This is a genomic window from Agrobacterium sp. CGMCC 11546, from assembly GCF_013365515.1.
Classification (GTDB): Bacteria; Pseudomonadota; Alphaproteobacteria; order Rhizobiales; family Rhizobiaceae; genus Agrobacterium; species Agrobacterium fabrum.
Genome location: NZ_CP047389.1, coordinates 80,176 through 106,046 on the forward strand (window position 1 = coordinate 80,176; position 25,871 = coordinate 106,046).

Consider the following 25,871-nt stretch of genomic DNA (forward strand, 5'->3'; position numbering starts at 1 on the left):
GAAGGGCGGCGATCAGACGGGAAGGGGAAGCCTGACGATCACAAGAGTGCCCATGCCTTGCCCGCTTTCAAAGGTGATAGAGCCGTGGTTTATCGCGAGAATTTCCCTTGCAATCGCCAACCCCAGTCCAGAACCACCAACGCTTTCATCGAAGCGCTGGCCGCGTTTCCCTATGAGCTCCGACTGGGATTGCCCGATGCCATGTCCGTCATCGTGGACGCGCAACTCCGCAACATAATCTTGCATCGATGCTGACACATGCACTTTCGAAGTCGCCCACTTCGCCGCATTTTCCAGCAATATACCGACCAGCTCAACGAGATCGTTTTCATCGAGATCAACGTCGATGTTCTGCGCCATCTCGATTTGCCAGTGCAGTTGCTCGCCTTCTTTGGTCTTTTTGAGAACGGCGACGGCACGATTGACGATCGATCCGAGAGGAGCCCGCAAGCTGTGCAGCCTCGCTCTTTGTCTGAGTTTCGACAACTTCAATTGATAGTCTATCCGGCTGTTCATTTCGTCTGAGAGATCGAACAAGACAGACGCAGCGGATGTCTCGCCACGATTTTCTAGCTCATAGGCAATCGTTGCAAGAACGGACAAGGGCGTTTTCAACCCGTGAGCAAGATCGGAGGCGCGCGCCCGTGCAAATTCTATCGATGTCTCCTGCAGTTTCAACAGTTCGTTGACTTCGGCAACAAGCGGATACACCTCTGTCGGATATTCGCTCCCTAAAGAGGAAGCGGCACCTTTGCGGATAGTCTCGACTTCGCTCTTCAACTGTCGGAACGGCAGAAGGCCAAAACGGACCTGAAAGAGGGCGGCAAGGACAAGCGATGCGCCCAGCACGGTCAATGCCGCAGCCATTTCCCACGCGAATTTACGAATAGTTTCGTCCAGAATTGAACGGTCTTGTGCAACGACGATCTGATAGTGGCGTTCAAGATTTCGGGCCTTGAACGTCGTCGTTAACGACAGCGCTAACAGGGATTGGCCTGCTGGACCCTGAACACTTGCGAAGTGCTCCCCGTCCGTATTCTTCGCTCCGGTCTGGAGATTTTTATCCCACAGAGAGCGTGAGCGCAGTGCTTGTTGATTGTCCACGTCAGTGATCTGCCAATAAACGCCGCTGAATGGGGTCTCATACCTCGGGTCTGGCAACTGACGTGTCAGGCGGGGCCGATCTTGTTGTGCGTCAAGATCGATGATGGCAATGAGACGTGAGAGCGTCGCGGTAAGATCGGAGCGAACCCCCTTTTCGACGTTTTCGATGAACATGTAGGATATTGCTGATCCTGCGAGTATGAGCGCGAAAAAAATCCATACCGCGCCTGCTACTATCATGCGGGATTTCAGTGATTTTGATTTCATGCGGCATGGCCACCCAGGAGATATCCCAACCCCCTTCGCGTAATGATGATATCGGCACCCAGTCGGCGACGAAGCCGACCAACCAGCACCTCGACAGCGTTGGACAGACGATCGTCATCCTGGGCATAAAGATGTTCGGTAATTTCCAACTGGGAGACGACCTTACCCGGCCTGTGCGCCATGAAGGCCAGAAGGCGATACTCCTGCGGAGAGAGCGCAACGGGCAATCCTCCCATGGAGACCTGTTTCAGACGTGTGTCCAAGGTGTATTGACCTATCGTAATAATCGGCGAAGAAAACCCGGCAGCGCGCCTCACCAGCGCCCGGACACGCGCTACAACTTCCTCCATCCTGAACGGCTTCACGACGTAGTCATCCGCACCGGATTCGATACCTTCGACCCGTTCACTCCAGTCTCCACGGGCTGTGAGGATGAGAACTGGAGTAGCGCGCCCGTCGCGGCGCCACCGCTTGAGAATGGTCAATCCATCCAGGCCAGGAAGGCCGAGATCCAGAATGACTGCATCGAATGCCTCCGTTTCTCCCCTAAACCAGGCGTCCTCACCGTTTGCCGATAGCTCTGTCACGAAACCGGCCGCCGCGAGTGCGACGGAAAGGGACTGAGCTATACGTTTGTCATCTTCAGCGACAAGAACGCGCATAGGTCATTTCACTCCAATGAGGCGGCCATCATGCGCGTCGAATGAGTATCGCCGCAACCGGTCGTCGTTTTCCAGGACTTTGAGTTCGTACCGGAGACCGTCATGGCGCGGTTTAAGCTCAGCGTCCAAAATGCGACCGTCCGTGAGTGCCTGGGTTTTCGCAGTAATGCTGTCGAGTGAAAGGATATGTTCTCCCTGGAGACTGTTTAGCCCCCCGCGATCCTGCTGTTCATCATCCTCGATGTCGTTTGAAAAACCTCGCATCGAACCCGCGGCGTCACTGCCATCATAGACGCCCTCGGCAACGCCGTCGTCGCTTTCGGTCTGCGAGGACGTTTCGCTTTCGGCGCCTCCGTCGGTGTCATCTTCGGCATAGGCACGGGCGTGAAATGCAGCTGAAAGCATCAACGCCAGAACGACGGAGTATCGGACGTATCGCTTTGGGCTCAAGGGTTTCACATTGACCTCCCTGGTCACAGAACCTTTAGACGAGTGAAGATGACAATTCGCTGACAACAGCTTCAAGGGGCTGTCAGGTCCAGTCGAATATATCACTGCCCGACGGATTTTTGCTCCGTTGGGTTCAGTGAGGTTCACAGATGTTCATCCGCCTGCTTCCAGCCGCCGTATTTGTCGCCGTCTTCTGGATGGTTGCTCTCACGATCCTGGCAACACGAAACGCGCCGGGATGGTCCGTAGACGGGCCCTTAAAGTGCCGCGACCGGACATACACGGATTGCGCCCTCCTGCGCTGAGACACGATTGAGACACGATTGAGACAGGAGATCTGAAAATGCCTAGAAGCAAACTGAAACTTGTGTCGCTCACCCCGCTGTTCGCCGCGCTTGCGGCCAGCCCTCTGGTCCAGCAAACCGTCGCGGTGACCGCGATCGTATCGCTGTCGATGGGGCAGGCGGTTGCCGGCTCACCTGTCCGCATGAATGCGCAAGCCCTTCTTGGTGACATGCGCAGGTCGCTGGCGGAAATCGCTTTCTCGTTCAGTGAAGCGAAGGGGGACAGCAAGCGTCGCAGCGGGGTGGCAGTGCTCGCTGCTCTGACAGAGGCAACCCGGGCCGTCCAGAGTCTGGAAACCGCAATTGCAGCCCATGACGCGTCGCGCATCTCGCGGGCGACCAAGGCGCTGTCCCACGCGGTCGGTAATCTGCAGACCCGCTATTCACTGTCATCCGCCAAATGCGATGCTGTAACGCGCGCGCTCCAGCGGTTCAACGCAGCCTGGGCAGAATATTCGAGCCGTTTCGTTCTCGCAAAACATAAGGCGTCTGCGGCAAATGCAACGGCGTCGGATGTGCAGGCGCTCAGAAGGAAAGTTGCCGACTTGTCGTATAGAATGCAGCAGCTGGAGGACGATGTCGCCGACAATGCAGCTCTTCGCGGTGAAGTGATCAGGATGCGGCGTGAAATTGCGATAACGCAGAGCACCCCTGCAAACGCATACGACTATCAACGCCTTTCATTTACGCTGACCGTCCTGTCTGGATCCTTCGCAGCTCTTTCACTCACCACGAGGGAGTACTACCCAAGCTACTATGTGAGTGTCGCCCCTTTTGAGAGCTACCGGTCGATCGACACCTACTGGGACGGATATTATGACGGGTACTATCAAGGTGTCGCCGACAGCTATTACAGCGAACCGATGGTCATCTCGAGCCCGGTCATGACCGAAAGCCGAACTGAGACCTACCAGAACGTCACTTATGAAACGATATACAGCGTCACGAACGAGACGACGAACATTTACCAGACGATGCCCGAAGAGGATTTATCGAACGTCGCCGTGGTGCCCATTCCTCAAGGTGTGAACTTCAGCGTCGAAGACATTTCCGCAAACCAGAAATCGGGCTCACCGGAGGTTGATGAGTTCAGCAACACAGGTCTTCCCGCCTCTGAAGCAGCTTCCGGGACCATGCCGGAGGTGCTGCCTGAGAGCAACTCAACGGATCAGGCTCCCGATGTTCCTGATGATCAGGACGAACCGCCGCCGGCTATTCCGTCACCGCTGGACCATCACTCGAACGATGGGAACGCGGGCACTTTTGATGATACCGCAGGCAGTGTATCGCCGGACCATGACGATAAGCCCTGGGCGCCTGAGGACCGGTTATCGCGCGATCATTCAACACCCGATACTTTGCCGTCCAATGAAAGCACCGGCGAGCCACGCGCGGCTATGCGTGTTCCGGAAGATGAGGCCTCGGGAGAAGAGCCAGTGATGAAGGCCACACCATGAACCGCAGGGAGAAGCGGCGCATTGAACGCCCTGTCGCCCTGTTCCAGTTTTATGCCCGCTGGTGCCTCCCAGTAGACCCCACAAGCGCGAAATGAGCGAGACGAAAGCATGATCATCAAAACCATTGCCGCCACACTCACGGTGTTTGCCACGACAACCTGGTGTGCATCTTCTTCCAACGCGAGGGAAGGCATCGTTCGAGTTGCGGTTTACCGCGGGCCAGCCAGCTGCGAGGATTGTTCCGAAACCATGCGCAAATCGATAATGGCGCTCGGACCGGAATACCGTGTCGATTACGTCGGCGCGGAAGAGAAGATCGATATTCGCGATGAGACTCTTTCAAAATTTGACATCTACGTTCAGCCAGGCGGAGGTCAGGATATTCCCGCCGCTTTTGAAAGCCTTGGTGAGCAACGGGTGGAGGCGATCCGGAGATTTGTCGAGGCGGGAGGCGGCTTTTTCGGCTCGTGCATGGGCGTCTACCTCGCGAGCGGATCAGGGATAGGCCTCATCGATGATGAGCTTGAATCTGAGGTCGGCCGTCCCGGTTTTCCTGTAAGCTCCATCATCAGCACGGCAGTGTCGACGAGCTGGAACGGGGAAAAGCAGACGGTCTTCTTTCAGGATGGTCCGTACATGTCAGAACCGAAAGATGTACGCGGGTTCAAAAAGATCGCCACCTATCAGAACGGCGATATTGCCGCGGCTCGTTACCATTTTGGCAGTGGAATCGTCGTTCTGACAGGCCCGCATGCAGAGGCAGATGGATCGTGGTTTCGCGAAGCGGGCATACCGATTGACAAAATGCCTGATCACAGTGTGCTCCGTTCCGTTATGGACGAGTTTCGCAGCGAACCGAGGTGATTTTTGTGTGCAACTCTGCCGAAAAATCGCGTGTGGCCCGCAAGCCGCAGATTTACATTCATCGGAGATCATTATGAATGGTTCGTGAGAAACATGAACGTGGGAGGATGGATGATGAAAATTGAGACGCGCCCATCCCCGCAAGATAAAGCGGAGGGGAACCGTCGGCCGGTGACCGTCGCGGCGATCATCCTCGCTGCTGGGAAAGCCAGCCGCATGGGCGACGGCGGGGCTCACAAGTTGCTGGCCGAATTCAATGGTAAGCCGCTTGTCCGCCGTTCAGCAGAAATCGCGCTCACCGCTGACGCAGCATCCGTCATCGTTGTGACTGGTCACAGGCGGCGCGAGATAGAGGCTGCGCTCCTCGGGCTGGGAGTAACCACCACCAATAACCCGGATTATGCGTCTGGCATTGCAAGCTCGCTGATCGCGGGATTTTCAGCCCCGGCAGCGTGTGATGCGGATGGTGTGCTCGTCATGCTCGCCGATATGCCCGGCGTGACGATCGGCGATCTCGACACGCTGATCTCGGCCTTCCGCATGGCCTCCGGGCGGGCAATCGTTCGCGCGGTCTCGCGCGGCAAGCGTGGCAACCCGGTCATCCTTCCGAGATCACTAAACGGTGCCGTCATGCGCCTTGAAGGCGATGTTGGCGCGCGGCAGATCATCGAAACGTCGGGGTTGCGGATCCTCGATGTCGAAATCGGGGATTCGGCGCATCTGGACGTTGATACGCCAGAGGCTGTTGTGGCGGCCGGAGGCATTTTAAGAACATAAAGTCCACGGCGCGGGGACGCGGCGCTGCTTCCTACTTTTCTTGTAGGGGCCTAGAGTCGCTGTCCGGCAACGTGGACTGCCCTTCGACCGACTGGACTGCGATAAGGCGGCTGATGTGAGATCCATCTCGCGTAGGGCGAAAGTTGCGTGACTTGACTGTCTCCATCCACCTCTAACGGATGCAGGTAGCAACCAGGTGAACATCGGCGACCATTAAGGCCGTCGGTGTAGTCTTCGCCCTCAAGTTTGTGGATCAATCAATCACGCCTTCGCAGCGAGCGAACCAAAGTTCCCTCGCTGGAAAAGATGTCAGTCCAGTCCACCAGTCAGTTTGTCCAGAGTAATGGGCAAATCGCGGACGCGAACGCCTGTCGCGTTGTAGACCGCGTTGGCGACGGCCGCGCCAACTCCGGTGATGCCGATTTCTCCGATGCCGCGTGCACCCATGGGGGCTTGGGGGTCGGGCTTGTTGGTGTAGAGGATTTCGATTGCTGGTACGTCCATCTGCACTGGCACATGGTAATCCGCCAGGGAGGCGTTGACGATGCGTCCCGTTCGCTCATCGAAGTTGGTTTCTTCGGTCAGAGCGAGACCGATGCCCATGATGATACCTCCTTTGAACTGACTGGTGGCCATTTTGCTGTTCAGTATCTGCCCGGCATCGAAGGAACCTAGAAAGCGCGAGACGCGCGTCTCACCGGTGCGTGCGCTGACATGCACCTCGCAGAACTGCGCGCCGTAGGAATGCATGGAGAAGGCCTCCATTTCGGCTGGTGCAGGTGCTTCCGCTTCGCAAACGAGTTCTTCTCGGCCGGCCCGGCGGAGAATCGATTGGTAACTTTCAAAAAGGCTGTTGTCGCTTATGTGTGAAAGCCCCCCGTCTCTTGCCTCGACTTCAAGCAGCGAAAGCCCGGCAAGGGGAGAGTCATTTCCGGAAAGCTTGATTAACTCCTCCACCAAGACCTCAGTTGCGGCGATGACCGCGCCGCCGATGGAGGCGGTTTGTGTCGAGCCTCCGGCGATCACACCACGTGGCAGCTTGCTGTCGCCATATTCGAACGTCACATGATCGAAGGACAAGCCCAGTCGGGCCGCAAGGTGTTGCATCTGGGCAGTGGCCGTTCCCATGCCCATGTCATGGACTGCGGTCGACACAGTGACACGGCCATCCGCCGTCAGTTTGATCCGTACGGCCCCACCGGGAAACCGATGGTAGGGATAGGTCGCGGTGGCGCATCCCATGCCGATGAGCCATTCGCCTTCACGTTTTTGGCGTGGGGTCTGGCTCCGTCTGCTCCAACCGAACTGCTCTGCGCCCTTCTCATAGGCTTCAATCAGATAACGTGACGAGAATGGCTTACCTGTCGTCGGATCCTTTTCTGGTTCGATCCGTCGTCGTAGCTCGATGGGATCCAGTCCCAATTTCTCGGCCAGTTCATCCAATGCACACTCAAGCGCGAAGGTCCCGACGGATTCACCGGGAGCGCGCATGAAGGTATTTGCCAGCATGTCCATGTCGGCGACATCCTGACCGATGTGAAACGTTCTGGCGGCATAGAGGTGGCGGGCGGGGAAGGTGAATTGTTCCGGGCAAGAATTATGCAGCGTCATGGCTGCCGTCCCGGTGTGGATCAGCGCATCGAGCGTTCCATCGGCCTTTGCGCCCAGCGCCACGCGCTGTTCCGTTACCGTTCGACCACCGATGATCCTGAAGACTCCTTCGCGCGATAGCATGATCCGCACGGGCCGACCGGCAAGTCTGGCTGCGGCACAGGCCAGGATTTGATGGTCCCAGAAGCATTTCCCACCAAAGCCACCGCCGACATAAGGCGAGGTCACGTGAACCTTGCTGACATCGAGACCGAAAATATCCGCGAGCTGACCTGTCGTAAGGTCGAGCAGCTGGCTGGCATCATGCACGCGAAGCTCATCATCCTTCCAGACAACGGTTGCCGCATGCAGTTCAATGGCATTGTGGTTGTGGCGCGGTGTGCGGTAGACGAGGTCGACCTTGACCTCCGCATTGGCAAGCGCGGTCTCGGCATCGCCGACGTCGATGAAAGGCGGCTGGCCGAGCAGGTTGTCGAGCTGCCTGGGCGATTTCTTCGCGTCATCGAAAGATGTGACCGCTGGTAACAGTTCATACTTTGCCGTTACCAGCGATGCTGCGTGATCCGCCTGTTCCTGCGTCTCTGCCAGCACGAGTGCGATAGGCTGCCCATTCCAATGGATTTCGTCGCTTTGCATGACCGGCAGATTGCTGGCCCCCGCTGCTGTCGGAGAGGACATCATCAAGGACGGCGCCTTCATCCGCGGCGCGTTCTTATGGGTCATGACGAGGATAACCCCGGGTGCGGCTTCCGCTGCACTTACATTCAATTCGATGACGCGGCCGCGCGCGACAGTACTGAAAGCGAGTGCCGCATAGCTGATATTGTCGTAGGGGAACTCCGCCGCGAAACGCGTCTTGCCCTGAACCTTCATGGGGCCTTCGATGCGGGATATACCTTGCCCAAGCGCCCCATGTTTGCGCAGCAACGGATCGGATGTAACAGCAGGCTGCCAGCGGCCTTGTTTGCCTGCTTCCGGCAATGTCTGGCTATCGGTGCTCATGCGCTTTCTCCCTTCAGTTCCTCAAGAACCGCGACAATGGTCCGTTTTGCCAGCTCGATCTTGAAAGCGTTGTCTTGTAAGCCGACAGCGTCTGCGAGCTCGGCCTCGGCGGCGGCCCGGAAACTCTCGGCATTTGCCTGCTGGCCTTTGAGACGCGATTCAGCTTTCAGCGCACGCCACGGCTTATGGGCAACGCCACCGAGCGCCAACCTCACATCTTTCACGTTGCCAGCGTCATCCACATCCAGCGCAGCAGCAACGGAAACGAGAGCGAAGGCATAACTCGCGCGATCCCTGACCTTCCGATAGGTGGACCGACCTGCGAAAGGCAGCGACGGAATTTCAACGGCCGTTATGAGATCATCCGTATCGAGTTCGGTTTCTATCTCCGGCGTGTGGCCTGGAAGACGGTGAAGATCGCGCAGCGGCAGGCTGCGCGTGCCCGCGGGGCCCTGGAGGTGAACCGACGCGTCCAGAGCGACAAGTGCCACGCACATGTCGGACGGATGTGTCGCGACGCAGCTTTCAGATGCACCGAGGATCGCGTGATAGCGATTGAACCCTTCCAGTGCATCGCAGCCGGAATTGGGCTGACGCTTGTTGCAGCGGGCGGCATTATCATAGAAATATCGACACCGGGTACGCTGGAGGATATTGCCTCCGACTGTTGCAACATTTCGAATTTGCGCGCTGGCTCCCGCAAGTATGGCACGGGACAGCAACGGAAATTGAGCCCGCACCGCATCATGCGCTGCAAGCGCCGTGTTCTTCACACCTGCGCCAACCAGCAGACTACCATCGGTGCGTCGTTCAATGATGCTGGACAGATGCGTGACGTCGACCAATGTTTCCGGTCGTTCTACGGTCTCCCGCATGAGGTCGACAAGATTGGTGCCTCCGCCCAGATATTTCGCGGTCGGCCCCGCCTGTTTGAGCGCGATTGCCGAAGCGGTATCCGAAGGCTGATGATAGGAGAAGATATTCATGCCCGTGCCCTCTCTTCGCTCGGCACCGCCGTCTGCTGGACCAGCGTATCGGAAATGGCCTCAACGATGCCGTTATAGGCCCCACAGCGACAGAGATTGCCGCTCATGCGTTCACGGATTTCGGTATCATCGACCGTGATGCTGTTACTCGAAAGATCGGCGGTGACGATGCTGGGGATGTTGCGTTCGATTTCGCCTGCCATGCCGATAGCGGAACAGAGTTGCCCGGGCGTGCAATAGCCGCATTGAAAACCGTCATGCTCGATGAAGGCTTTTTGCAGGGGATGAAGGTTGCCATTTGCTGCAAGGCCTTCGACAGTTGTAATGCTGCGGCCCTGATATTGAACCGCGAGGGCCAGACAGGAATTGATACGCTCGCCGTCCACCAGCACGGTGCAGGCGCCGCAAGCCCCCTGATCGCACCCCTTCTTCGTACCCGTAAATCCCAGATAGTTTCGCATGAGATCGAGCAGCGAGGTACGGATATCCGCTTCTACCTCCACTGCCGTGCCGTTAATTGTAAATTGCATTGGACATCTCCCTCATCTGAAAGTACGCGCCAGACACCTGCGAGCGGCACTTGTGGAACTTCTGGTGATGGTTTGCCTGTGGCTATCCGTCGAACCTGTCGATGCAACGGCTATTTCTGTTCTTGATCTAGCTGTGCATCACGCAAGACTGGCGTGATGCCGCAATGTCAGCGACGACCGAAAAGGCCAGAGACTGCGCGTCTCTCGCCCGCCCGAAAAGTCCAATCGGTGCCTTGATGCGAGCGATTGCTTCCTCCGAATGACCAATTTGCCGCAGGCGCTCGACGCGCTTTTCATGCGTGCGGGAACTGCCGAGAGCCCCAATATAAAAGGGCGTCGCAACAAGTGCGGCGCCGAGGATCGGTATTTCCAGATCCAGGTCATGCAGCAGAAGCGCAACGGCTGTATCAGCATCAATCAGGGAGCTATCGAAGCTGTCGCCGGCCGTGTGATCGAAAAAGATGACCTCGTATCCTCCGGCTTTCGCAACATTTACGGCTGTTTCCACCTCGAGTGAGCGCCCCGAAAAAATGACGCGCGGTTTTGGCCGATATGACGTGAGAAAAATATCCCCATCCCAGCCAGTTCGCGCACCTGGGGAACCGAGCGAAAGCTCCTCCAGGCCAGGTGAATAGCAAAGCGTTGCACTCCGGCGCCCATCTACCAGCATGTTGACGGAACAGAGAGGGTCCACGTCTTTCAGAAGATGAATGGCAACTGTAATGCCGCCTCCGCACGGAAGGACGATATCGAAGAAGGGCGAACCTTCACCCAGCAACACGAAGCGATCATGGCCACTTTTCATAGCCTGCAAGGCTTCAGCGGCGACGGCCGCTTCCGTGCATCCACCAGACACGTAGCCGCAATAACGTCCATCTTGGGCGACAGCCATATGGGCACCGAGCGGACGCGACGAGCCGCCACGTATCTCCACCAGCGTGCATAGGCCCACCTGAAGCCCAGCCTTTATATTCGCGATGGCGAAGCTCAGGATGTCGCAGGCGGTATCGGTCGAAAAAGCCTTTTGCGGCACAGCCACCGTTGGAATGTCGGCGTCGCGAGGCAACCAACGTGGTGCGCCGCCGTTATGTCGGATGATATCGGCCGATTGCGTCATAAGCGCCTCCCGTGTGAGGTCAGAATGAGCGGCAGGCCGTTAAGTTCCTTGAGACCCCTTAACTTGCCAGGGCCCGCCAGCCCCATTCTTTGATTTCGGCATGACATTCGCCTCTCATATGATTTAAAGAAACGAAGGGCGCACCGATAAACGGAGGCGCCTCCGTTTAACTTAATGACTTGCGATCATTCGTCAAGCAATTTCTCATGGAGTGCCCTTCACGTGCCCAAGAAGCGAACGCAGCCACCGCTTTCAGAGGCCCCGTTGCGTGCGGACGCCCGGCGAAATCGAGAAAAGCTGATAGAAGTTGCGTCGCTGGCATTTTCAGAGCAGGGCGCGGCCGCCTCACTCGAGGATATTGCCAGAAGAGCTGGCGTTGGTATCGGCACGCTGTATAGGCATTTTCCGACACGTGAACATCTGGTCGAAAGCGTGTATCGCCGCGAACTGGAACTGTTGGCAACTGCTGCGCGCGACCTGATCGCGGAGGAGGAGCCAGCAGAGGCCGTTGAAGAATGGATGAACCGCTTCGTCAACTACATGGCGGCAAAGCGGGGTATGGCCAATAGCCTGAAACTGCTGTTCACATCCAATTCCACCCTCTTTGCCGAGGGCTCGAAGTTGCTGCATACCGCATTTGAAGGGCTGCTGGACAACGCCGTCAAGGCTGATGCCGTCAAGGGAGACATCGAGGCTGCAGACGTACTCAACGCACTTTTCGGTATATACTCCATACCCGAGGGACCCGAATGGCGCGATCGTGCGCACAGGATCGTCCGGCTGGTCATGGATGGGCTACGGCGTTAGCATCAACCCAACATGCCTTGAACATGCGAAGGTCGACCAGACCCGAAAAGCGGTGGCCGTGAGACGAGCCTCAACATGGAACGGCGATCGCGTCCATCATTATGCGCGCATTTATATCAAGCTAAGAAGAATGATTTAAGCTCGCGCGCAACCTCCAGGGGAGCTTCTTCGGCCATGTGGTGCCCAGAATCGATCCCCAGACCAGACACTGGTAATTCCGCCCAAGGTTGCCATACTGCCAACACATCGTTGTAGAGGTCTTCAAGATCATCCCGGAGGGACCATAGGACACGAAGAGGACATTGAAGCTTCCTCCCCGAATTTCGATCTTCACGGTCATGAAGGTGGTCTATGCGGACACCCGCTCGGTAATCACCCAGCATGCCCTGAATAGTCGAGTGGTCTTGGACTGCTAAGCGAAAATCGGCATAGTTCTCCTTTCCCATCAAATCTTCCGTTCCGCCGTACCATCTCAACGGATCAGCGGATATCGCCTGCTCGGGTTTGTCGTGCTGGGCGAAAAAGAACCAGTGCCACCATTGAGTGGCGAACCGAGCATTGCAATGCTCCAGCGCCTCCAGGATCGGAACTCCATCGAGGATCGCGAGCTTGGCTACCCTCGCGGGGTGGTCCATTGCTGTGCGGAATGCCGTGTAACTGCCCCGGTCATGCCCGGCCAATGAGAATTCATTAAAGCCGAAGTGATCCATCAGTGCGACGCAGTCCCGGGCCTTGGCACGCTTGGAGGAAGCTTCATAATCATATGGGTCATCTGGTTTACCCGACTGACCGAAGCCGCGTAGGTCGGGGCAAATCACCGTGAAATGCTCAGCCAGAATTGGAGCTACCTTGTACCAAGTGGTGTGCGTTCTGGGGTGACCATGGAGCAGCAGAAGAGGCGGACCGGAGCCTCCATGGCGCACTCGCAGCTTTGTCTCAGGTAGCTTGACCATCTCCAAACGAAAGTTCTCGAACATGACACTCCTAGGCACACCGAAAGAACGAGCTCTCTGGCGCATTTTTGAGTTTTCTCGATCAAATGCTTCGCGGAGCGCATAGGTAGTCCCGCGCCCAACAAAACCTCCGAAAAAGCTTGCCCTCATCTGACGAATAGGGGCAACGGTGTCATTCGCAACGGGTTCCCGCACGGTCTGGTACACCCACCCGCTTGGGCAGCCGCATTTCATCGGAAACCGCGGCTGGGCGCGAACTGGGCATGGAAAGAATAGCATTGCAAATATCAAGCGTCGTAGCGCGATGGCATTGCAAACGTCGTTAAGGCCTCATCCAAGGAGGCACTTCTGCCCCGTTGCTCACCATGATGGTAGGCATGGTTCAGTCTCAGATTAAAACCAACAGTAACGACCAGGGCTAACGTCCAGATCGCCCCATATCAAGGTAAGAATTCGATCGATGTCTGGATCAGACGACGCCAGCGCAAGCGCCGACCTACGCGGCAAATCTGACGCTGTACCATCCATTTTCCAGGCATTTCTCCTATTTCGGCCGACGATAAACCAAGGCGGGGATGGCCTGTGCGAGCCGAGTCAAAAAGAAGGCCGTCAGAACCGCGGGGGAGGTGGATAAAACGTACAGCTATGATGAATCCACGACTAGCCCTTTTAAAAATGGCCTCCCCGATCTGGGGAGACCTGCTAAGAAAAACCACACGTCACCTTATGCAGCCTTCTTGGCGGCAGAGGTTTTATTGACGGTCGTCACTGCGAGATTGGTCAACTTGTTGTTCGTCGCTTTTTCCTGATCGAGAATTTCGCTCAGGAGTTTGTGAGCCTCGTCATGGCCAAGATCCTTGGCCCACTCGCGGAGCGAACCATAGCGAGCGATCTCGTAGTGTTCGACGGCTTGGCACGCTGCCAGAAGGCCGGCATCGAGCGCAGTTCCTTCTGCTTCCTCCATGAGACCTTCGGCTTCCTTGATCAAACCTTCAATGGCATCGCACTTTTCGCCGGAAGCCTTTTTACCAATGGATTTGAAGACCTCATCGAGCTTCTTGATCTGATCCTTTGTCTCTGCAAGATGATCTTCGGCGGCCTTTTTCAGTTCGGCGCTCTTCGCTGACTTCGCAACCTTGGGGAGTGCCTTCGTAATGGCGTTCTCTGCATAATAGACGTCCCGCAACGTATGCTCGAAAATGTCTGAAAGTGTTTTCATCGGTTCCTCCGGTCGTTGGTTTCCTCGGAGAAAATGCACAGTTGGAGGCTTGGTTCCCTTGCCTTCGCCATCCGGCCGCCGAAACACGACACACAATGACACTCCAAGCCCGCTTCCAACTTCATTCTCCAAAGGGTTTCCTCGGTGGTCGGAAATGAGGACGGAGCTCATCACAGCGGAAATTTTTCAGGCTCTGAATAATGTCGGCCTCATAATTACGACAAATCTGGGCTGAACGCCCGAAGGACGGTCAATATCCCGGCAGCAAAGCCCTGAGAGCACCACTGCGCGACAAGTGACCCGCGCGAGCGTGTCGTATCCAACGCCGTTTTCGCTCTTCCGGCCACGCACCGTCTGACGTTACGTCGGCGATCATCGGGCGAACAGCTTCACCAACCAAAATAATTTTTGGGAACTCTCTGCATTTCGGTTTGTTTGAGAGGCGTTCTGCCGGCCCGAGATGGATTTCCTTTCGCGGAAGTCATCTCGCAAATGGGAGCTAGAAATCCATGAAAGCGGAGGAAAAATCCAAATGAAAAAAACTGTTCTCGTTGCGTTGTTCTTCGGCGGCAGTGCGCTGTCGGCTTTCGCCCAACAGGCGCCAGCCGCCAATCCCGGAGGAGACATGCCGGCTATTGCGACACCGGATCTCAAAAATCCGACTGCGCCGGTGGAAGGCGCCAATAGTTTCACCGAGGCACAGGCCAAGGAACGCATTGAGGCGGCCGGTTACACCCAAGTCAAGGACCTGAAAAAAGATGACAAAGGCGTGTGGATGGCATCGGGAACAAAGGGCGGAAAAGCTGTGACCATAGCGCTGGATTACCAGGGCAATGTCGTCGCCAAGTGAGGCATTTTTTGTGGGAGAAATCATATGAGAACCGTAACCGGGCTTTTTGACAATTACGATGACGCAAGTGCTGCTGTCAGCGAACTTGAGAGAGCGGGCGTGCCGTCAAACGATATCAGCATTGTGGGCAATAACGTCGACAGACGACACGGAGAAGATTCAAATGCGGCCGAGGGTGCTGGCACCGGCGCAGGAATTGGCGCAGTCGTTGGTGGTGCGGGCGGTTTGCTAACCGGTCTTGGATTAATGGCGATTCCGGGCCTGGGACCGGTTGTTGCCGCCGGCTGGCTTGCTGCAACGGCCGTGGGTGCAGCCGGCGGAGCCGTTGCCGGCGGTGCAGCCGGCGGGGTGATCGGAGCCATGACACGCTCCGGCGTTTCCGAGGAGGACGCCAACGTCTATGCGGAAGGCATAAGAAGGGGTGGCACGATCGTTACGGCCAGAGTGGAAGAAAATCTTGTGCCGGAGGCAGAGGATATCCTCAAACGGTCAAATTATGTCGACTTGCCGGAACGCCGTGCTGCCTATCGTGACCAGGGCTGGACGCGTTTCGACGAGGCGGCGAGACCATACGCGCCTGAAGATGTCGAACAGGAACGGAACCGGTATCGCCGTTCAACGATTTGATTGATACGCCCGTTATCGTTGACCAAGGACATGAGTTCGCCTCGGCCCTTTGGTCAACTCCATGTAGGGAGCTAACATGGCCAGAAAACCAAATTCCACCTCGTCCGTTACCGCCACCATCCATGACCAGCAGCTTATCCGGGGAGCAGGTGGCGAGCTGCACCAGATTGCCACCGGCGACGAACCCGTTTTGACGACCGCTCAAGGGGCTCCAGTTGCAGACGACCAGAATTCGCTTCGGATCGGTCCTCGCGGGCCGCTCGTGGTGGATGACTTCCATTTTCGCGAGAAGATCTTCCATTTCGATCACGAGAGAATTCCCGAGCGCGTCGTCCACGCCCGCGGATATGGCGCGCACGGCTATTTCGAGACTTATGATTCCCTTGCCACCCATACCAAGGCGGATTTGTTTCAACGGGCAGGGGAAAGAACCCCGGCCTTTGTGCGGTTCTCGACTGTTGCCGGCAACAAGGGCTCGGCCGATCTCGCACGCGATGTGCGCGGTTTTGCCGTGAAGCTCTATACCAAGGAGGGCAACTGGGATCTCGTCGGCAACAACATCCCGGTATTTTTCATTCAGGATGCGATCAAGTTTCCGGATCTCGTCCATGCGGCCAAGCAGGAGCCCGATCGCGCCTTTCCACAAGCTCAAACGGCACATGACACCTTCTGGGATTTCATCAGTCTCACGCCCGAAAGCATGAACATGGTGATGTGGATCATGTCCGACCGCACCATTCCGCGTTCCTTCCGCTTCATGGAAGGCTTCGGTGTGCACACCTTCCGCTTCATCAATGCGAAGGAGCAATCAACCTTTGTGAAGTTTCACTGGAAGCCAAAACTTGGGTTGCAGTCGGTGGCGTGGAACGAGGCGGTCAAGATCAATGGTGCCGATCCCGATTTTCACCGGCGTGATCTCTGGACCGCAATCCAGTCGGGAAATTTCCCGGAATGGGAGTTGCAGGTCCAGCTCTTCGATCAGGATTTCGCCGACAGCTTCGATTTCGACGTTCTTGACCCTACCAAGATCATTCCTGAAGAGATATTGGCTCCAAAGCCTGTCGGCCGACTCGTGCTCGACCGTATGCCTGACAATTTCTTCGCCGAGACGGAGCAGGTGGCGTTCATGACACAAAACGTCCCGCCGGGCATCGATTTCAGCAATGACCCACTGCTGCAGGGCAGAAATTTTTCCTATCTCGATACGCAGTTGAAGCGTCTTGGCGGTCCCAACTTCACGCATTTGCCGATCAATGCGCCAAAGTGTCCTTTCGCGCATTTCCAGCAGGACGGTCACATGGCGATGCGAAATCCGACAGGACGGGCCAATTATCAGCCGAATTCATTCGGGGAAGGCCCGCGGGAATCGCCGACGCGTGGTTTCCAGCATTTCGCGGCTGAGGAGCAGGGGGTCAAGGCAAGGTTGCGGCCGGAAAGTTTTGCCGATCACTATAGTCAAGCACGGCAGTTCTACATCAGCCAGACGCCACCCGAACAACGTCATATCGCATCGGCCCTGACTTTCGAACTCAGCAAGGTCGAAACGGTGGAGATTCGAGAGAGGATGGTTTCACATCTTCTTAATATCGACGAAACCCTCGCTACGACGGTGGCGCAGAAGCTCGGCCTTCAGACAATGCCGGAGCCGGCGAATACGGCCATTCCTACCCGTCAGGATCTGGAGCCGTCGCCCGCGCTCAGCATCGTTGAACGGGGTCCCAAACGCTTCGAAGGCCGCAAGCTTGGCATTCTCATCACGGATGGCGTGGACGCAAAACTGCTGAAGGGGCTGACCCAGGCAGTAACAGCCGAAAAAGCCGTCTTCGAGTTCATCGCGCCCAAGGTCGGGGGCGTAACGGCGTCGAACGGCACCCTTATCGAGGCACATCACATGATTGATGGGGGCCCTTCGGTGCTTTTCGATGCGGTGGCTCTTCTGACATCGGAGGCGGCCATCGCTGAGCTGACCGAGGAGGCAACTGCCCGGGATTTCGTTGCAGACGCGTTCCAGCACTGCAAATTCATCGGATACGACCGGTCAGCGTTGCCGTTGCTGGAAATCGCCGGAATTGCCGACGCCATGGATGAAGGCGTGCTGCCCTTACCCGGCGAGGAAGGGCTTGCGGCCTTCGTGGCAGAACTTGGGAAATTGCGTGTCTGGGCTCGGGAACCCTCGCTGAAACTCGGCAAGGCATCCGTTCCAGTCGACAAGGAATAACGAACACTAATCCCCCAACGCTGACCGCCAGGAGACCGAAATGGCTGAGAAGACATTGGAAGACCTTTTCCTCGACACGTTGAAGGATATATATTTCGCCGAACGTCAGATCTTGAAGGCGCTGCCTGCACTCCCAAGTGCATTGGTCGAGCAAATCCAACGACGCCGGTGTGGGTGAGGTACGGAACGTTCGTTCTACGATAGCGAAGCAAGCCGCCAATCGTGTGCGGTCAACATCCCGGACCGCATAATCGAGCAGAGACATCGCAGTCCCGATCAACGCCCGCAGGTGGATGTCGCAATTGTACGTTGGCGTACAGCAACCAAGCCGACACGTAGGCATTTCCCACTTAGTGAAAGGATGGGAAAATGGCCAAGCACGCTGTGAGTGGAGCGCCTGGGAACACGTTGACCGAAGGGCAGCTTGAGGTTTTGCGGAGCGGCATTGCGGATCTGGCACCAGCCCTGACGGCTTTTGCGCGTCGCTTCGTCAGAAACGAAGATGATGTCAACGATCTTGTGCAGGAGACAATGTTGCGGGGATTTCGATCGTTGCAGGGCTTTACCCCCGGCACAGCACTGAAATCGTGGCTCTTCACTATTTTGCGCAATACTTTCTGCACTCGCTACAAGGTGTCCAGACGGGAATGTGTTGGTTTGCCGGTCGGTATAGAGCAATCAATGTCTATTCCTGCCGACCAGGAATGGCGTCTGCAGCACCAAGAAGTGATGCGAGCCATCCTTGAACTCGACAAAGATCAGAAAAAAGCGTTGCTGCTCATAGCCGGAGGAACAAGTTATTCCGATGCCGCGGCCATTTGTGGTTGCCGCGTGGGCACTATCAAAAGTCGTGTCAACAGGGCAAGGGAGTCGCTACGGCAAAAGCTAGATCGAGTGGGAACACCCCATTGACCTGTGCCTGCGAGGCACCCGAAAACTGGGTAGTAAAACCAGAAAAAAGGATCGGGCTGTCCCGAAAAAGTAGAAACGCCTTAACGAGAAACCGCCTCTGAGTTGGGCGAGATGGTTGCCTGCCATCAGCCGACACGTAATTTTGTTCGAAAATAGAGAACTGCGAGCCCTTGAAGTTTCGAGGGGTCAACAACACCACGATCATACATTTTCAGGACATAACGGGCGACGTCCGTTGCCGATAAAGCGGAATCTGGCTCGGCGGACAGAACAGTTTCGTACGCAGACTTCACGACATTAATGTCTTCGTTCAGAAAAATTCCGGAACGTTGATAATAGTGATGCTCGTGCATTTCACCTCCTTGAAACGCGCTCGGCGCTTCACAGCGTGAAGGATGATGCATTTATATTATAGAGAAAAAAGTAAAGGTAAATGTACGGAAGCGTACCAATGATGAAAGCAGCGAAGGTGCGGTCTATTGACCCTCGCCGTTCTAGGAAGCGGTTAAGTCGCCGAGCGCAACGTCGGACCGGTATTCGCGCAGAAAGTGGGCGAGCATGCGATTATTCTCCTCCTCGGGCAAACCATAGAGATCATGTGCATATATTTCGAGAGTCTCGCGGTTCCTAATCGTGATTCTTCCTCTTTCGGAACGGATAAACCCCTGGCTTTCGAGAACGTGCAGGGCATCTGTCACACTAGCGCGTCTCACCGCCAGCATGGTGGATAAAAAGTCGTGGGTCAGGTGCAAGAAATCTCCGTGTACGCGGTCGTGGCACATCAGAAGCCACCGGGCGAGTCGCTCCGTTACAGACTGCGTAGCATTGGAAGAAGCGGTGCATTCCACCTGTGTTCTTGAGGCGTGTACAGCGCAGATCAGGATGTCCGAAAAAATTCTATGTCGTGCGCGAAGTGCGTCAAACGATCCTCTTTCCACGAAAAGCGCTTCGCCCGGGGCCTGCACTACTATTTCGGTCAGATTTGTTTGTGCGCCAGCCAAGGCTCCCGTTGGCACAAACCCCTCTTTTCCAACGAGTCCCGCTTCGGTCTTACGCCCCGATCTGGAAACCACAACAATGGAGGCTATGCCGGATGACGGAAAAAAAACACGCTCGATAGGTGCACCTGCTGAAATCAGCATATCACCCAAGTTTAACTTGACCGGTCTGCACACGCTCATAACGTCATGTCGAACATCATCGGGCAAAAGAGACAGCAAAATATTTGCTTCATCATGGCCGTCAGGTCGTTTCAGCATAAGATGCCTCGCTTTAGTGCCGAACGCCTCCGCCTTGCGCGGTTAAGGCGGAAACAATATTCGCGATGTCTTCTGAACGTCCGGATAGGACAAAAGGTCCAGGCTCACTGTCGATTACCGTTTCCGGCACGAAAAAAAGATACGGGATGGCTTCTCCGTCAAGTTGCTCGGTCAGGCGCAGCATGACGTCCGCCTCATAGCGAACGTCGATGATCGCGGCGACGAATTTGAGAACAACTTCACGTTCTATGAAGCTGGCGGAGTAAGGTCCCTCAAGGTCGATCTGGGCGTGACACCAGGCTGTCCTGATCTGCGATGTTAAGGTATCGGCCATGCCGATGATTGCGACGGTGAGGCGTTTGACAGTCTCCACGCTTTGCTCCTCGGATACTACGGCATGCGTGTGCCTGTTACCAACCATAACGCTCGATCGATGAGATTCCAGCTTCTGTCACCCAATTTAATCGAAATAAGTACGAGGGACGACTGTATCAGAAAGACTATTGCGCCGCGAAGAGTAGCAAGTCGCGCAGGTTGGGCGCCGACGATTGAAGGGCTCGATCTGAAATTCTCGCCCCTTCGCCATAGATTATGGCGGTCGAGGCGGCACGACCGCACGTGGAAAACGGTCAGGATCTGTGAGTTCCTCATATTTCCCTCCTGCCATCGTGGTGCATTCTGTTTTTCTACGGGAACCCGGACACGTTTGGACAAGGCACCTCCGCCGCCCAACCTAGCCCCTCCCGGCTCTCAGATATGGTCCAGCGATCAACGATGGAATGCTGACTTCTCCGCTTCCGCGTCGCAAGGGAGATCCACCTGATAAGACACAGCCACCGTCATCTGGCGCGAGATTCGCAACCGGTCGGATGCGACTGCATCAGTTAGGGTCAGATGCGCGACTGCACCCAAGTGCTCCGCTTCTTCCGTCGAAACTACGTCGCTCTCCAACTGCTTTGCAGCCGCAAGAGCAAGGTGTCTGCTGGGGTAAGTGCCCCTTATGACGTCACAGACGACAACGGCCCACCCGTTTTCATGGGCCATGATCTGGTATTCGATGTTCTTTTGCATGGTGTTCAAACCTCCCTGTCCGGTGGTCCCTAACCATGATGGGAACAGCTTGTTCCTTCTGCAGCTCGGCTTGGCTAAGTCGTCTCAGAGGAGTTCTGCGACAAAAGCTATGACGTGCTGACGCTTCCGGACTGGAAGCAGGTGGCAGACGTTGCGGGTTGGCCAAGGCGTTAGGCCCGCTCGTCCGGCCATCAACCAGAATTTCGAGCGGGGCGGGGAGACCCGACGACAGTTCAGTTGTGATGTTGCGTCGAACATGCGCCTGAGTTTGGAATTTTGGCACGTCTCGTCACTCATACAATCGAGTTCCCGCGCGTTTGTACGGAAACGTACTCACTGTTTTCATTCGATTTTCCGCTGCTAATATGATTGCAGGTTGATGTTTTCGAGCAGAGGGGCGAACCAGACTAACCGCTATGCTTGAATCAGGTTTTTGCGTTTATAATCGACTATTGCAAATCATCGGCAAAGAAGGGCTCGCGCGGCTTGTATCGCGAATGGAGCCCGTTGATTTGCCCATGGGACATCGGCTCGTCACCTCTGACATGCTTATTTCACATCTCTGTTTTATCGAAAGCGGCTTGGCATCGACCGTTGTCCGTGACGACGGTGGCAAGAGCATTGAAACTGTGCTGGTCGGGCGAGAGGGTATCACGGGCTGGCCCGCTCTGCTGGGCGCGGAAACGACGCCGAGTGAAACCATCATGTGTGTGGGCGGTCGGGGCTTCCTGATCACGACTGTTGAAATAAGACAGGCAATGGACGAGGACACGCGCTTACGCGAGCTCTTGCTGGGCTATATCAATATCTGCCTGCTTCAGGTCGGGCATCTTGTCCTTGCAAATGGGCAATATGGTCTGCGGGAGAGGCTCGCGCGCTGGCTGCTGATGTGTCATGATCGGCTCGATACGGATGATCTGCCCATTACCCATGAATTTCTCTCGACAGTTCTTGGGGTAAGGCGGCCGGGGATCACCAACGAATTACATGTTCTAGAAGGCATCCATGCTATTCGTGCCAGACGCGGAAACGTCCGGATCATCAATCGCAGCATTTTGGAAGAGGTCGCCACCATAACCTATGGCGCTCCGGAAAAAGAATATGAGAGGCTAATGGCCCGTATGCAGGCGGATGTTGCCACGCCGTCACTCTTTTCTGCCTAGCACTTCGGCGAAGCGGATGGTTTTAAGCATCTCCTGTTGCCCGTGCTTTTTATCGTCTTACGGTTTATTGCTTCTAGTCGGACTTCGGATAGTGGCGTGCGGCTCCCCTTGCAGCACTAAGATGATTTAACATCAGCTTCGATGCCCTTAACCTGTCGCCCTCTAAGATTGCAGCGATTATATCCAGATGCTCGCGGCACCAGTCCCGGACGCGACGACGGTTTGAATATCCGCCAAATTCGAGAAGTCGCCTCAGCCTGTTCTGTTGCTGGATGGCTTGCAGAAAGAACATGTTGCCGCTGAATGCCGCGATCATTTCATGAAACTGGGCATCCGTTTCAAATAACTGGCGGGGGTCGACGCCCGCGATTTCGGGATGGCCTTCAAGATAGAGATGCTCGAGGCGGGAGCGTTCCAAAAGGCCGGCGTCGATCTGGAAGCTGCCAAGAAGCAGGCCGGCCGGCTCCAGGGTGCTGCGGTAATCATAACTGTCACGCAACGCCATCTCGGAATCGAGGGTCGGTCGAAAAGTCCAGCCGCGTCCGCGATTGCGCGAAAGCAGGCCGTCATTGACCAGATGGGCGAGCGTCCGCTGCAAAAGGGAGCGATCGACCATGTAACGCCTTGTCATTTCAACCTGGGTGATGCTGTCGCCAAGCGCGCCCGAAAGCCTGTCCTCGACGATGCGCGTGTAGAGATCCTGATCCGCGGTGGCGGGTACCTCCACTTCGGTGCGGTGGAGAGCGCCCTGCTGGGCCTTCAGAAAGAATCCCTGGTTTTTCCTCGCCTCGACAATACCGCGTTCGGCCAGCAGGTTGAGTGCCGCTCTGACTGGTGTGCGCGACACACCCAGCATATCGCCGAGCTGCTGTTCGCGCAGGTGATGCCCGATCTCGAATTTCGCGTCGCGGATAAGGTCGAGAATCTGGTTGGCAAGGCGATGTCGACCCTGCTGCGCATTGGTGGTTATGGCTGGCGTCAGTTTTGTATCTCTATTCGACATCTTGTACAATCGTGAGGCTCTTTCTGGTGAGGCCAAACTAAAAGCTATTCGTGATAAAAAGTCCATCACCAATAATCGCCTCAGTGGTGGAGGGGCCTGGAATACAGGTATAGGTCTAAATTATGCGATTTTGCCATGATTTTAGCCTTTTGTTCAATAAATAGGCAAAGTCTAGAATTGCGCAATATTTAACATTATTGCTTGACTCTCGAATTTTCCGAATTGTATTGTTGTGCTCATAAAATGCAATGTTGATACAACAGTAAGGGAACGCGCATGCTCAAGACCATTCTCGCCGCATTGATTGTACCGCTTGGAATTGCCGCTTCGGCAACTGCTGCTGAACTGCCCGGCACCGGGTTGGTGGAAAAGGGCGCCCTGACATATGGCGTCGCCGCGACGTTCGCTCCATTCGAATTCCAGAAGGGCGATCAACTCACCGGCTTCGACATCGATCTCATTTCGGCTCTTTCCAAGAAGCTGAAGGCTGAGGCGAAGCCGATGAACATGGAGTTCAAGGGGCTTATTCCCGCGCTGATCGGTGGACGTATCGATCTCATCAATTCGGCCATGTACATCAATCCGGCCCGCTCGGAGCAGGTCGATTTCATTCCCTACCTGAAGATCGGCAATATGGTGCTGGTAAAGGCAGGCAATCCGAAGAAGATCACCGGCCGGGATGACAGCCTGTGCGGCAAAACCGTTTCCGTAACCCTCGGCGGCATTCAGGAAAGCCAGGCGCGCGCAGACGATACGCGGTGCAAGGCAAAGGGCCTTGAAGGTGTGAAGGTGCTGACTTTCCCGACAGCCCAGGACTCGGCGCTAACCCTTCGTCAGGGGCGTGCAGATGCCACCTTCGATTCCACCCCCGGCGCCGTTGTCCTGCAGAGTTCTGTTCCCGGTGTTTATGAGACCGTCGGCGAGGAGTTTGAATCGAATACCAGCATCGGCATGGCGACACGCAAGGGTGATGCCGCCGTGCAGAAGGCGATCAAGGATGCGCTGGGCGAGGTCGTCGCAGACGGCACCTACAAGTCCCTGATTGAAAAGTGGAAGCTGCCCGCATCGGTAGCGATCTTCAACTGACCTGTTCGGCAATAAAGAGAAAAGGAGAGCGGGATGTCACTTGATCTGGTCTTCGACTATGTCTTCTCGCCCGCTTTCTTCCATGGCGCATTGCTGACACTGGTCATCACGGTGACGTCGTTGTTCTTCGGAATGATCGCGGGCCTCATCGTGGCGCTTCTGCAGGAATCCCGCATCAGGCCACTGCAGATATTCACGCTCGTTTATCTGTGGTTGTTTCGCGGTACGCCGGTCCTGTTCCAGATCATATTCATTTACAACGTCCTGCCGACCTTCGGTGTGATGTTGTCGGCCTTTGTCAGTGCCGTCATCGCGCTGTCCCTGAATGAAGGTGCCTATATGGCAGAGATCATTCGCTCGGGCCTGCAGGCGGTCAAGAAAGGTCAGCGCACGGCGGGCCTTGCGCTCGGCATGACCCGGTTTGCCGTGATGTGTTACATCGTCATACCGCAGGCCGCCCGCATCGTCTTGCCGCCGACCGGCAACCAGATGATCGGGATGCTAAAGACGAGCGCCCTCGTATCTGTTGTTGCGGTCGAGGAACTGCTGCTTGTCGCCAATCAGACGGCGAGTTCCAACTTCAAGTATTTCGAGGCTCTGACAGCTGCGGGTATCTATTATCTGGCGCTCACCTCCATCTTCATGGGCTTTCAATATCTCCTCGAACGAGCACTCGACCGCAAACGTCCGCGTGGAAAACGCCGTTCTGTTTCATTGATGGCGCGTCTTGCCGCGCTCACCGCAAAGACAGATGCGCGATGAAGGAAACATCCATGAATAGCCGCGAAGAAAAGCCTTTGCTCGAGATCATGGGGATCAACAAAAGCTTTGGCGACCTTAAAATCCTCAAGTCGTGCAGCCTCAACGTGCACAGCCGCGAAACCATGGTCATCATTGGCCCCTCGGGATCCGGCAAGTCGACGCTGCTGCGATGCATCAACCTGCTCGAGCCTGCCGATGACGGCAATATCTTCTTCGAGGGCGACGATATCGCCCGGGAATTGCGTCAAGCTCCGAAAATCCGCCGCCAGATCGGCATGGTATTCCAGAATTTCGAACTTTTCCAACATCTGACCGCTATCGAAAACATCATGCTCGCACCGATGAAGGTACTCGGCATGAGCCGCAGCGATGCCCATGATATCGCCATGGATCTTCTGAAGAAAGTACGCATTCCCGAACGCGCCGATTTCTTTCCTGACGAACTGTCCGGTGGCCAGCAGCAGCGTATCGCGATTGCAAGAGCCCTCGCCATGAAACCGAAACTGATGCTCTATGACGAGCCGACCTCGGCGCTGGACCCGGAAATGATCCGCGAAGTGCTGGATGTGATGGCCGAACTCAGCAGCGAGGGCATGACCAGCATCGTCGTGACCCATGAAATGGGCTTTGCCAAGCGCGCCGCGGACCAGATCGTCTTCATGGAAAATGGCGAGGTGATTGAAAACGCACCGCGCGATTCCTTTTTCGGCGGAACCGTGAACGAACGGGCCACTCGCTTCCTCGACCAGATATTGCACTAGGTGAAACGT

Annotated in this window: 26 protein-coding genes and 1 pseudogene; 13 read left to right on the plus strand and 14 right to left on the minus strand. The window is 56.0% G+C overall.

What is annotated here, in order from left to right:
• Nucleotides 1-12 precede the first annotated feature (12 nt).
• The 3 genes from GSF67_RS23700 to GSF67_RS23710 are packed head-to-tail and all read right to left on the minus strand — an operon-like array spanning nucleotide 13 to nucleotide 2,492.
• Nucleotides 13-1,371, minus strand: coding sequence for a HAMP domain-containing sensor histidine kinase (locus GSF67_RS23700; protein WP_035215656.1), 1,359 nt, complete (start codon nucleotides 1,369-1,371; stop codon nucleotides 13-15).
• Nucleotides 1,368-2,033, minus strand: a complete 666-nt coding sequence (locus tag GSF67_RS23705; protein ID WP_006313598.1) for a response regulator transcription factor — start codon at nucleotides 2,031-2,033, stop codon at nucleotides 1,368-1,370. Before GSF67_RS23705 ends, GSF67_RS23700 begins: the two co-directional genes overlap by 4 nt.
• A 3-nt stretch (nucleotides 2,034-2,036) precedes the next feature.
• A complete protein-coding gene (locus tag GSF67_RS23710) occupies nucleotides 2,037-2,492 on the minus strand; it encodes a PepSY domain-containing protein (protein WP_006313599.1) in 456 nt (151 codons plus the stop codon).
• 334 nt (nucleotides 2,493-2,826) lie between these two features.
• Between GSF67_RS23710 and GSF67_RS23715 the strand changes: the two genes are divergently transcribed.
• The 3 genes from GSF67_RS23715 to GSF67_RS23725 all read left to right on the plus strand — a co-directional run bounded on the left by GSF67_RS23715 (nucleotide 2,827) and on the right by GSF67_RS23725 (nucleotide 5,925).
• Nucleotides 2,827-4,284, plus strand: a complete 1,458-nt coding sequence (locus GSF67_RS23715) for a hypothetical protein (RefSeq protein ID WP_006313600.1) — start codon at nucleotides 2,827-2,829, stop codon at nucleotides 4,282-4,284.
• 108 nt (nucleotides 4,285-4,392) lie between these two features.
• Nucleotides 4,393-5,148 (plus strand): BPL-N domain-containing protein, encoded by a 756-nt coding sequence (locus tag GSF67_RS23720; RefSeq protein ID WP_006313601.1) that lies wholly within the window; start codon nucleotides 4,393-4,395, stop codon nucleotides 5,146-5,148.
• A 111-nt stretch (nucleotides 5,149-5,259) separates the two neighbouring features.
• Nucleotides 5,260-5,925 (plus strand): NTP transferase domain-containing protein, encoded by a 666-nt coding sequence (locus GSF67_RS23725; RefSeq protein ID WP_006313602.1) that lies wholly within the window; start codon nucleotides 5,260-5,262, stop codon nucleotides 5,923-5,925.
• A 309-nt stretch (nucleotides 5,926-6,234) separates the two neighbouring features.
• On the opposite strand, the gene GSF67_RS23730 is transcribed toward GSF67_RS23725, so the two are convergent.
• The 4 genes from GSF67_RS23730 to GSF67_RS23745 all read right to left on the minus strand — a co-directional run bounded on the left by GSF67_RS23730 (nucleotide 6,235) and on the right by GSF67_RS23745 (nucleotide 11,171).
• Complete coding sequence (locus tag GSF67_RS23730; RefSeq protein ID WP_006313603.1) at nucleotides 6,235-8,538, minus strand: xanthine dehydrogenase family protein molybdopterin-binding subunit; 2,304 nt, start codon at nucleotides 8,536-8,538, stop codon at nucleotides 6,235-6,237.
• Nucleotides 8,535-9,524 carry a xanthine dehydrogenase family protein subunit M gene (locus tag GSF67_RS23735; protein ID WP_006313604.1) on the minus strand — a complete coding sequence of 330 codons (990 nt, stop codon included), beginning with the start codon at nucleotides 9,522-9,524 and terminating at the stop codon, nucleotides 8,535-8,537. Before GSF67_RS23735 ends, GSF67_RS23730 begins: the two co-directional genes overlap by 4 nt.
• Entirely contained in the window at nucleotides 9,521-10,054 is a 534-nt protein-coding gene (locus GSF67_RS23740) for a 2Fe-2S iron-sulfur cluster-binding protein (RefSeq protein ID WP_006313605.1), read from the minus strand. The genes GSF67_RS23735 and GSF67_RS23740 overlap by 4 nt, the downstream gene beginning before the upstream one ends.
• 127 nt (nucleotides 10,055-10,181) lie before the next feature.
• Nucleotides 10,182-11,171: an XdhC family protein gene (locus tag GSF67_RS23745; protein WP_006313606.1), complete on the minus strand. Its 990-nt coding sequence runs from the start codon at nucleotides 11,169-11,171 to the stop codon at nucleotides 10,182-10,184.
• A gap of 222 nt (nucleotides 11,172-11,393) precedes the next feature.
• Between GSF67_RS23745 and GSF67_RS23750 the strand changes: the two genes are divergently transcribed.
• Nucleotides 11,394-11,978 (plus strand): TetR/AcrR family transcriptional regulator, encoded by a 585-nt coding sequence (locus GSF67_RS23750; RefSeq protein ID WP_006313607.1) that lies wholly within the window; start codon nucleotides 11,394-11,396, stop codon nucleotides 11,976-11,978.
• Nucleotides 11,979-12,094: 116 nt separating this feature from the next.
• Here the strand turns inward: GSF67_RS23750 and GSF67_RS23755 are convergent, their stop codons facing one another.
• Together GSF67_RS23755 and GSF67_RS23760 are read right to left on the minus strand one after the other, a co-directional pair.
• On the minus strand, nucleotides 12,095-12,955 hold the full coding sequence (locus GSF67_RS23755; RefSeq protein ID WP_035215708.1) for an alpha/beta fold hydrolase: 861 nt from the start codon (nucleotides 12,953-12,955) through the stop codon (nucleotides 12,095-12,097).
• A 700-nt stretch (nucleotides 12,956-13,655) separates the two neighbouring features.
• On the minus strand, nucleotides 13,656-14,150 hold the full coding sequence (locus GSF67_RS23760; RefSeq protein WP_006313609.1) for a ferritin-like domain-containing protein: 495 nt from the start codon (nucleotides 14,148-14,150) through the stop codon (nucleotides 13,656-13,658).
• Between the two features lie 532 nt (nucleotides 14,151-14,682).
• Between GSF67_RS23760 and GSF67_RS23765 the strand changes: the two genes are divergently transcribed.
• From GSF67_RS23765 to GSF67_RS23785, 5 genes and pseudogenes are all read left to right on the plus strand, one after another.
• Nucleotides 14,683-15,000 carry a hypothetical protein gene (locus GSF67_RS23765; protein ID WP_006313610.1) on the plus strand — a complete coding sequence of 106 codons (318 nt, stop codon included), beginning with the start codon at nucleotides 14,683-14,685 and terminating at the stop codon, nucleotides 14,998-15,000.
• A gap of 24 nt (nucleotides 15,001-15,024) precedes the next feature.
• Nucleotides 15,025-15,627 carry a general stress protein gene (locus GSF67_RS23770; RefSeq protein WP_006313611.1) on the plus strand — a complete coding sequence of 201 codons (603 nt, stop codon included), beginning with the start codon at nucleotides 15,025-15,027 and terminating at the stop codon, nucleotides 15,625-15,627.
• 76 nt (nucleotides 15,628-15,703) lie between these two features.
• Nucleotides 15,704-17,845, plus strand: coding sequence for a catalase C (gene catE / locus GSF67_RS23775; RefSeq protein WP_006313612.1), 2,142 nt, complete (start codon nucleotides 15,704-15,706; stop codon nucleotides 17,843-17,845).
• Nucleotides 17,846-17,885: 40 nt separating this feature from the next.
• Nucleotides 17,886-17,987 (plus strand): annotated as a pseudogene (locus GSF67_RS23780) (DUF892 family protein); the annotation flags it as partial.
• A 227-nt stretch (nucleotides 17,988-18,214) separates the two neighbouring features.
• Complete coding sequence (locus GSF67_RS23785) at nucleotides 18,215-18,757, plus strand: sigma-70 family RNA polymerase sigma factor (protein ID WP_006313614.1); 543 nt, start codon at nucleotides 18,215-18,217, stop codon at nucleotides 18,755-18,757.
• A gap of 125 nt (nucleotides 18,758-18,882) precedes the next feature.
• Here GSF67_RS23785 and GSF67_RS23790 read toward each other — a convergent pair whose 3' ends face one another.
• From GSF67_RS23790 to GSF67_RS23805, 4 genes are all read right to left on the minus strand, one after another.
• Nucleotides 18,883-19,110, minus strand: a complete 228-nt coding sequence (locus GSF67_RS23790; protein ID WP_006313615.1) for a hypothetical protein — start codon at nucleotides 19,108-19,110, stop codon at nucleotides 18,883-18,885.
• A gap of 141 nt (nucleotides 19,111-19,251) precedes the next feature.
• Nucleotides 19,252-20,016, minus strand: a complete 765-nt coding sequence (locus tag GSF67_RS23795) for a Crp/Fnr family transcriptional regulator (protein WP_006313616.1) — start codon at nucleotides 20,014-20,016, stop codon at nucleotides 19,252-19,254.
• Nucleotides 20,017-20,029: 13 nt separating this feature from the next.
• The gene (locus tag GSF67_RS23800) at nucleotides 20,030-20,389 is read right to left on the minus strand and encodes a hypothetical protein (protein ID WP_035215711.1); all 360 of its coding nucleotides are present in this window, start codon (nucleotides 20,387-20,389) and stop codon (nucleotides 20,030-20,032) included.
• 395 nt (nucleotides 20,390-20,784) lie between these two features.
• Nucleotides 20,785-21,087 (minus strand): hypothetical protein, encoded by a 303-nt coding sequence (locus tag GSF67_RS23805; protein ID WP_006313618.1) that lies wholly within the window; start codon nucleotides 21,085-21,087, stop codon nucleotides 20,785-20,787.
• Nucleotides 21,088-21,503: 416 nt separating this feature from the next.
• Between GSF67_RS23805 and GSF67_RS23810 the strand changes: the two genes are divergently transcribed.
• Nucleotides 21,504-22,250, plus strand: coding sequence for a Crp/Fnr family transcriptional regulator (locus GSF67_RS23810; protein WP_006313619.1), 747 nt, complete (start codon nucleotides 21,504-21,506; stop codon nucleotides 22,248-22,250).
• A gap of 73 nt (nucleotides 22,251-22,323) precedes the next feature.
• Here the strand turns inward: GSF67_RS23810 and GSF67_RS23815 are convergent, their stop codons facing one another.
• On the minus strand, nucleotides 22,324-23,253 hold the full coding sequence (locus GSF67_RS23815) for a GntR family transcriptional regulator (protein WP_174021984.1): 930 nt from the start codon (nucleotides 23,251-23,253) through the stop codon (nucleotides 22,324-22,326).
• 276 nt (nucleotides 23,254-23,529) lie between these two features.
• On the opposite strand from GSF67_RS23815, the gene GSF67_RS23820 reads away from it, so the two are divergent.
• The 3 genes from GSF67_RS23820 to GSF67_RS23830 are packed head-to-tail and all read left to right on the plus strand — an operon-like array spanning nucleotide 23,530 to nucleotide 25,862.
• Nucleotides 23,530-24,339, plus strand: coding sequence for an ABC transporter substrate-binding protein (locus GSF67_RS23820; protein ID WP_006313621.1), 810 nt, complete (start codon nucleotides 23,530-23,532; stop codon nucleotides 24,337-24,339).
• A gap of 33 nt (nucleotides 24,340-24,372) precedes the next feature.
• A complete protein-coding gene (locus tag GSF67_RS23825; protein ID WP_006313622.1) occupies nucleotides 24,373-25,101 on the plus strand; it encodes an amino acid ABC transporter permease in 729 nt (242 codons plus the stop codon).
• Nucleotides 25,098-25,862: an amino acid ABC transporter ATP-binding protein gene (locus GSF67_RS23830; RefSeq protein ID WP_006313623.1), complete on the plus strand. Its 765-nt coding sequence runs from the start codon at nucleotides 25,098-25,100 to the stop codon at nucleotides 25,860-25,862. Before GSF67_RS23825 ends, GSF67_RS23830 begins: the two co-directional genes overlap by 4 nt.
• Nucleotides 25,863-25,871 lie beyond the last annotated feature (9 nt).

Coding starts and splice junctions, on each gene's coding strand:
- GSF67_RS23700 (WP_035215656.1), bottom strand. CDS start 1,371: ATGAAATCAAAATCACTGAAATCCCGCATGATAGTAGCAGGCGCGGTA.
- GSF67_RS23705 (WP_006313598.1), bottom strand. CDS start 2,033: ATGCGCGTTCTTGTCGCTGAAGATGACAAACGTATAGCTCAGTCCCTT.
- GSF67_RS23715 (WP_006313600.1), top strand. CDS start 2,827: ATGCCTAGAAGCAAACTGAAACTTGTGTCGCTCACCCCGCTGTTCGCC.
- GSF67_RS23720 (WP_006313601.1), top strand. CDS start 4,393: ATGATCATCAAAACCATTGCCGCCACACTCACGGTGTTTGCCACGACA.
- GSF67_RS23725 (WP_006313602.1), top strand. CDS start 5,260: ATGATGAAAATTGAGACGCGCCCATCCCCGCAAGATAAAGCGGAGGGG.
- GSF67_RS23730 (WP_006313603.1), bottom strand. CDS start 8,538: ATGAGCACCGATAGCCAGACATTGCCGGAAGCAGGCAAACAAGGCCGC.
- GSF67_RS23735 (WP_006313604.1), bottom strand. CDS start 9,524: ATGAATATCTTCTCCTATCATCAGCCTTCGGATACCGCTTCGGCAATC.
- GSF67_RS23740 (WP_006313605.1), bottom strand. CDS start 10,054: ATGCAATTTACAATTAACGGCACGGCAGTGGAGGTAGAAGCGGATATC.
- GSF67_RS23745 (WP_006313606.1), bottom strand. CDS start 11,171: ATGACGCAATCGGCCGATATCATCCGACATAACGGCGGCGCACCACGT.
- GSF67_RS23755 (WP_035215708.1), bottom strand. CDS start 12,955: ATGTTCGAGAACTTTCGTTTGGAGATGGTCAAGCTACCTGAGACAAAG.
- GSF67_RS23760 (WP_006313609.1), bottom strand. CDS start 14,150: ATGAAAACACTTTCAGACATTTTCGAGCATACGTTGCGGGACGTCTAT.
- GSF67_RS23765 (WP_006313610.1), top strand. CDS start 14,683: ATGAAAAAAACTGTTCTCGTTGCGTTGTTCTTCGGCGGCAGTGCGCTG.
- GSF67_RS23770 (WP_006313611.1), top strand. CDS start 15,025: ATGAGAACCGTAACCGGGCTTTTTGACAATTACGATGACGCAAGTGCT.
- catE (WP_006313612.1), top strand. CDS start 15,704: ATGGCCAGAAAACCAAATTCCACCTCGTCCGTTACCGCCACCATCCAT.
- GSF67_RS23785 (WP_006313614.1), top strand. CDS start 18,215: ATGGCCAAGCACGCTGTGAGTGGAGCGCCTGGGAACACGTTGACCGAA.
- GSF67_RS23790 (WP_006313615.1), bottom strand. CDS start 19,110: ATGCACGAGCATCACTATTATCAACGTTCCGGAATTTTTCTGAACGAA.
- GSF67_RS23795 (WP_006313616.1), bottom strand. CDS start 20,016: ATGCTGAAACGACCTGACGGCCATGATGAAGCAAATATTTTGCTGTCT.
- GSF67_RS23805 (WP_006313618.1), bottom strand. CDS start 21,087: ATGCAAAAGAACATCGAATACCAGATCATGGCCCATGAAAACGGGTGG.
- GSF67_RS23810 (WP_006313619.1), top strand. CDS start 21,504: ATGCTTGAATCAGGTTTTTGCGTTTATAATCGACTATTGCAAATCATC.
- GSF67_RS23815 (WP_174021984.1), bottom strand. CDS start 23,253: ATGTCGAATAGAGATACAAAACTGACGCCAGCCATAACCACCAATGCG.
- GSF67_RS23820 (WP_006313621.1), top strand. CDS start 23,530: ATGCTCAAGACCATTCTCGCCGCATTGATTGTACCGCTTGGAATTGCC.
- GSF67_RS23825 (WP_006313622.1), top strand. CDS start 24,373: ATGTCACTTGATCTGGTCTTCGACTATGTCTTCTCGCCCGCTTTCTTC.
- GSF67_RS23830 (WP_006313623.1), top strand. CDS start 25,098: ATGAAGGAAACATCCATGAATAGCCGCGAAGAAAAGCCTTTGCTCGAG.